4 protein-coding genes are annotated in these 5722 nt (G+C 42.8%); 2 read left to right on the forward strand and 2 right to left on the reverse strand.

The window, feature by feature from the left end:
* The first annotated feature begins 332 nt into the window (after positions 1 to 332).
* Together A3757_RS16565 and A3757_RS16570 are read left to right on the forward strand one after the other, a co-directional pair.
* Positions 333 to 1436 (forward strand): PilT/PilU family type 4a pilus ATPase, encoded by a 1104-nt coding sequence (locus tag A3757_RS16565; protein WP_068510380.1) that lies wholly within the window; start codon positions 333 to 335, stop codon positions 1434 to 1436.
* Between the two features lie 86 nt (positions 1437 to 1522).
* Positions 1523 to 3421 (forward strand): HD domain-containing phosphohydrolase, encoded by a 1899-nt coding sequence (locus tag A3757_RS16570; protein WP_068641758.1) that lies wholly within the window; start codon positions 1523 to 1525, stop codon positions 3419 to 3421.
* An 87-nt stretch (positions 3422 to 3508) separates the two neighbouring features.
* On the opposite strand, the gene A3757_RS16575 is transcribed toward A3757_RS16570, so the two are convergent.
* Both A3757_RS16575 and A3757_RS16580 read right to left on the reverse strand, forming a co-directional pair.
* Positions 3509 to 4042, reverse strand: a complete 534-nt coding sequence (locus tag A3757_RS16575) for a tetratricopeptide repeat protein (RefSeq protein ID WP_068553114.1) — start codon at positions 4040 to 4042, stop codon at positions 3509 to 3511.
* Positions 4033 to 5722: transglycosylase domain-containing protein (locus A3757_RS16580; RefSeq protein WP_068739952.1), on the reverse strand; the 1690-nt coding region annotated here is incomplete at its 5' end. The genes A3757_RS16580 and A3757_RS16575, both read right to left, overlap by 10 nt.

The raw sequence follows: 5722 nt of genomic DNA on the forward strand, positions 1-5722 counted from the left end.
GTTGAGTTATGACACTCAGAGCAATGGTGTTCGAATAGGTCTTTTCCTGACGCTAGGTCTGGGTGGTTGTGCTGGTCATTGCCACACCCAACTAAGAAGATACATAACAAGGTGATTGTATAAACGATAGGCATATTTAATATCCTTTCATGTTCTAAACCGGACAATTAACGTATTGAATTAGCAAATAATTCCTTGTACTGATCCATTTAAGCATTACAAAAATAAATAGCTATACTTAATTCTGTCTATATAAATTTAACCAAACCTAATCTCACCTATAATTATATCAATCACTAAATAATGTTCAAAAATAAAGCTAAGGCTGACTAATGACCAATATCTCGCAGTACTTACAGTACATGATTAAAAAGCAAGCCTCGGATTTGTTTTTTAGCGCGGGCTTTCCTGTCTTAGTAAAAATACAAGGTGTTTGTAGTGCGATTAATAAAGACACGGCTTTAACATCAGCCCAAACCAAAGAGCTTGCTTATTCTCTGATGAATGATCAGCAAATTAAGAATTTTGATGAGAATCTGAGCACTAGCGTTGGTATTTCCGTTCCTAACTTGGGGCGATTTCGCCTGAGTGTTTTTAGGCAACGCGGTTCTGTTGCGATGGTGATTCGTTGTATTAAAACCTCACCGCCAACTCTAGAAGAGCTAAGGTTACCAGAAGATCTGGGTGAGTTTATGTTTGAGAAACGCGGGCTGGTTCTGGTTGCTGGCGCCACCGGCTCAGGTAAATCTTCAACGCTAGCAGCAATGATCGATTTTCGAAACAAGCATTCAACAGGACATATTCTGACTATAGAAGACCCAATTGAATACTTATTCTCTTACAAAAAATCAATTGTTAATCAACGGGAAATCTCGATCGATGCCAAGAGTTATTCAGATGCTTTGAAAAGTGCAATGCGTGAAGCTCCAGATGTAATCATGATTGGGGAGATAAGAGATACCGACACAATGAAACAGGCGATCGTATATTCTGAAACAGGTCATTTATGTTTAGCCACTATTCATGCCAGCAATGCCGTTGAAACATTGGATCGAGTTATTAACTTTTTCCCTCCAGATGACCGGGGACAAATATTGATTGATCTATCAAGAAACCTTCATTCTGTTGTTTGCCAGCGACTTGTAAAAAGTAAGGATGGTTCATTAACTCCAGCATTAGAAATATTGCGAAATTCTCCTTACTTTGGTGAGTTGATTCAGAAAGGAAAAATTGGAGAGTTAACTGAAGCATTTGAGAGAGACATGGATCAAAATGTTGTTACTTTCGATGAATCTCTAATTAAACTCTATAAAGAAGGGAAAATCTCAGCGGAAGAAGCTATTAACAACGCAGATTCGAAACATAATGTCCAAGTGAAAATCCGCCTTAAAGACGACCCCAGTGCGGCCTCTGAAGGTTGGCAAATAAAAAGCTAATGTGCAAATGTCGGTATCATGCCAAATCATTTCTTACTGGAAAATAGATCTTTTTACCTTCTTTCTGAATTATTAGGACGAGTTTATTGAAAACAAATATTCGAAGCCGGATTATTATAGCCGTTGTTGTGTGTCTGGTATTAATTTCCGCGACACTAGCCTACGTTTTATTTGAGCAATCTAGGATAGATAAGAAGTTTTTGTTGGTAGACAAAATTATTAGCCATACTGGAATAGTCGATCAAGCACAAACTGTGTTTGTATCCCTATTAGCCGAACAACGGGCTTCTATTCGAGTCAAAAAAGAAGGTTCACAGTTCAGTAATCTTATTGACGAGCTAAACGCTCTCTTGGAAACAATTGAGCATAAACCCATATTAGCTGAAAAAGAACAATTTCTGTTGAAACGAGTTAGAAGTGACATTGCTCGCTTATCTAGCCTGAGCTCGAACCTATTAGTTTTAGCGGGTTCTACCGAAACTAGCGGGAAAAACAGCTTGTTGAGTGAGTTCGATGCATTAGGCCAGAAAATCACCACACAGCTAGACCAGATTCATATTTTTCTTGACCATGAATTAGAAAAAGCTTTTCATGAAGCATCTGAGATGCGTTATGGCGCACAAAAAAGCGTTGTCATTAGCGGCACGCTTCTCGTCTTTTTCCTTGTCTTTTTTAGCTTCCAGCTAGTTCGTTCGATTACACGTCCCATTAACGACCTGGTTAAGGCGACTCAGAGGCTTAAAAGCTCAGAATGGGATTATCGAGTCAATTTAGATACCGGGGACGAATTGGAGGAACTTGCTGACAGTTTCAACAGCATGGCTGAACAGCTTTCCCATCAACACCTAAGCCTCAAAGACCAACTGGATAGACACAGTATTCAGCTAAAGGAACGTTCTTTAGACCTTGAGATACTTTTATTGGCAAGCGCTGAACTCTCGTCCGAGTTAGATATTGAGCAGTTGCTAAAGCTTATGGCGCAGAAACTAACAAGTACACTGAAAGTAACCTATTGCCGTATTGCTCTAAAAGATAGTGAGCATGCAGGCCCTGTAATTCGCGCAGCCTATCCCATCAGGATGCTAGATTGGGAGCCTGGCATTGGAAACGAGTTAGACGTAAAATATTGTCCTGACTTACAGAAGGCTTTTGACACTGGACGATACGTATCAGTTTCTAATACAGAAATGTTTGATCGGAGACATAAAGTTGAGTTGGAACAAATTTTCACTTCTGAAACACATTCCGGTTTAATCTTTCCCTTAGTTATTAAAGGACGCTCAGAGGGTGCTATTATTTTGGGTGAGTCAAGAGTGTGGGACCGGGAACCTTTTTCTCAAGAAAAAATCGCCCTCTGCCAGACGCTAATCAACCAGTCTGTTATAGCGATCGAAAATGCAGAAAACTATGTGTCTTTGCATTCAATGTTTTTGGATACAACCTCTGCCTTGAGTTCTGCAATTGATGCTAAGTCTCACTGGACTAAGGGGCATTCGGAGCGCATGACAGCTCTGGCATTACGTATTGGACGGAAATTATCACTTGATTCCGAATCATTAAACCTTCTCAAGGTGGGCTGCATTCTCCATGATATTGGGAAAATCGGTACCTATGAGCAGATTCTAAACAAGGCTGAGCCACTTACGGATAGTGAACTTGAAATCATTCGTCAACATCCAGTAAAGGGGGAGCTTATTCTTAAACCAATCCATAAGTTTAAAGCGATTCTACCTATAGTAAGAAGTCATCATGAAAAATATGATGGAACAGGCTACCCAGATGGATTAAAGGGCGAAGATATTCCGATTCTCGCCCGTATTGCAGCGCTCGCAGATACATACGATGCGATGACCGCTGATAGACCTTATAGAAAGGGTTGTAGCCGCTTAGAAGCTATTGCTGAAATTAAGCGCTGCTCAGGGACGCAGTTTGACCCAAGTATTGCTGGCGTATTTATTGAGATATTGAAAGATGAGTATTCATAGTTAAAAACATGTTCTTCTATCCTTACCAATCAAGCCGTGCTGGAAACACAAGTATCTAAAACTTAATGCTGACTTACACGCGCACAGTTAGAACGACTCTAGTTTCTCAAGTACAAGGTCTCTTAAACGCTTGTCGCCACTCGCTAGATAAAGCGCTCGCTGGTACATGCTTTTTGCTTTGTCATCTCCTCCCATTAAACGATATAAATCACCGTACTTGATAAATACCTCTGGGTTGTTTGGGGCGACCCGTATGGCTTGTTCGTATATTCGTTGGGCGCGTAGCCATTGTTGAGAGTTTTTTGCTTTTTCGGCTTTAGCAAGTAGAACGCTTAATATATTGCTTTCTACCTTGTTTATTTCTTTTACTTCTACATCTTGATTTTTGGCTGCATCACTATCGACAGTTATGCTTTTTTCCTCTGGTGTTACAGCTTTATTAAGTATGCTGTGAGGCTTGGATGTGATCGGTGAGTCGGCCTTTGAACTCGGTGTTACGGGGACAATGTTAGGCTTAGTCTGTGTGTTGAGTGAAGAACAAGCGCTCAGTAGGAGAACTGTACTGAGCACTAAAGCCAGAGGAGATGCCTTTAATAAATAACTGAGGCCTTCTAAAACCATGATTTTAACCACCCTTTCACCGATGAATAACCATTTTTACATGCTTGATATTCAGATGTATCTGGTTCACCCCAGACAGGAAGGTCTATAGCGCCCTTGCATCGTTCATCGGTGAGGTGAGCCGTGTTTTGATCAAACCAATGGTACTGGATGTTAGCAGGAGCTTCCATACTCAAGGGATATTGAGGGATGCGGCGAATAAAGTCGCTCCATAGCTGCAGGGCACCGCTGCTGCCGGTTAGGTGTGTTTCTTTATTGTCATCGCGGCCGAGCCAAAAGGTTGCTAGGTAATCTCCCGAGTAGCCTGAGAACCAACTATCCCGATTATCGTTAGTGGTGCCGGTTTTACCCGCAACCACCAGTTGCTCTGGTAGTTGTTTGTATGCAGAGCGCCCGGTGCCGGTTTGCATGGTCTTTACTAGTGCTTCTTGTAATAAATAAATCGCCTCGGGTGCAACTACTTGACTAAGCTTGAAAGGGTAGCGGGTTAAAGTTTCACCTTGTGCGTTGGTGACCTCGCGAATTCCTCTTAAGGGCATGTTGAAGCCATTACTGGCGATAGTTTGGTAGAGCTGCGTCACTTCAAGCGGTGACAATGATTGAGATCCTAGGAATAGAGAAGGGTAGGGCGTGAGCTCTCTTTTGACACCTAAACGCCTGAGCATGTCATGCACTGTGTCAATTCCTAGCTCTAAACCTAAGCGGGCACTTGCCAGATTGTAGGATTTAGCAAGCGCTAGATATAAGGGGACTTCTCCATGGCTTTCGTGATCAAAGTTCTGCGGCGCCCAGATTTGCCCATCTTCAAACTCTATTTTGAATGCCTGATCTGATACCAGCGTGCTGAGTTGATATTGTGAGGGTTTTTCCAGTGCGCTAAGGAATATTGACGGTTTAATGAGCGAGCCGATAGGTCTTCTTGCATCAAGAGCACGGTTAAAACCGCGGTATCGTGCTTTTCTGTCCCCAGCCATGGCGAGTATTTCCCCGGTGCCGGTTGCGGTGACCACGGCGCCTACTTGAAGCGTTCCTGTCTGTTTCACTGATTCGAGTGTTGGAAGTTTGCTGGCGATTGTATTCTCTAGCTGGTGCTGGAGCTGGGGGTCTAGACTGGTATATATCTTTAGCCCTTCAGTGCGTAGGTCGTCTTCATGGTAATCTTTTCCCAGCTGACGCTTTACCATGTCCATAAATGCCGGGTAGGGATTAGTCTGTAGAGTCGGCTTATCGATAACGTTTAATGTGTGAGTGATCGCCTCTTGATAGCGTTGATCGTCAAGGAGGTTCTCCTTGTTCAGAAGAGACAAAACCAGGTTGCGTCGTTTTAGTGCTCGTTCAGGAAAACGGCGAGGATTATAATAGGACGGGCCTTTGATCATGGCGACAAGTAGAGCGTGTTCGGAGATAGAGCAGGCACGTAAATCCTTGCCAAAGTAGTAGAGGCTGGCCGCTGCAAACCCGTGGATAGCGAGTGAGCCAGATTGACCGAGAAAGACATCATTCATGTAAGTTTCTAGGATGGACTGCTTGTCATAATGGGCTTCCAGCATCAGAGACATCAGTGCTTCATTTACCTTTCGGCTAAGTGATCGCTCTCGACTGAGATAAAAATTCTTGACCAATTGTTGGGTAAGCGTGCTGCCACCTTGAACAACTCTGCCCGCTTTCAGGTTTGCCCAT

The organism is Oleiphilus sp. HI0117, assembly GCF_001635235.1.

Coding starts and splice junctions, on each gene's coding strand:
- A3757_RS16565 (WP_068510380.1), top strand. CDS start 333: ATGACCAATATCTCGCAGTACTTACAGTACATGATTAAAAAGCAAGCC.
- A3757_RS16575 (WP_068553114.1), bottom strand. CDS start 4,042: ATGGTTTTAGAAGGCCTCAGTTATTTATTAAAGGCATCTCCTCTGGCT.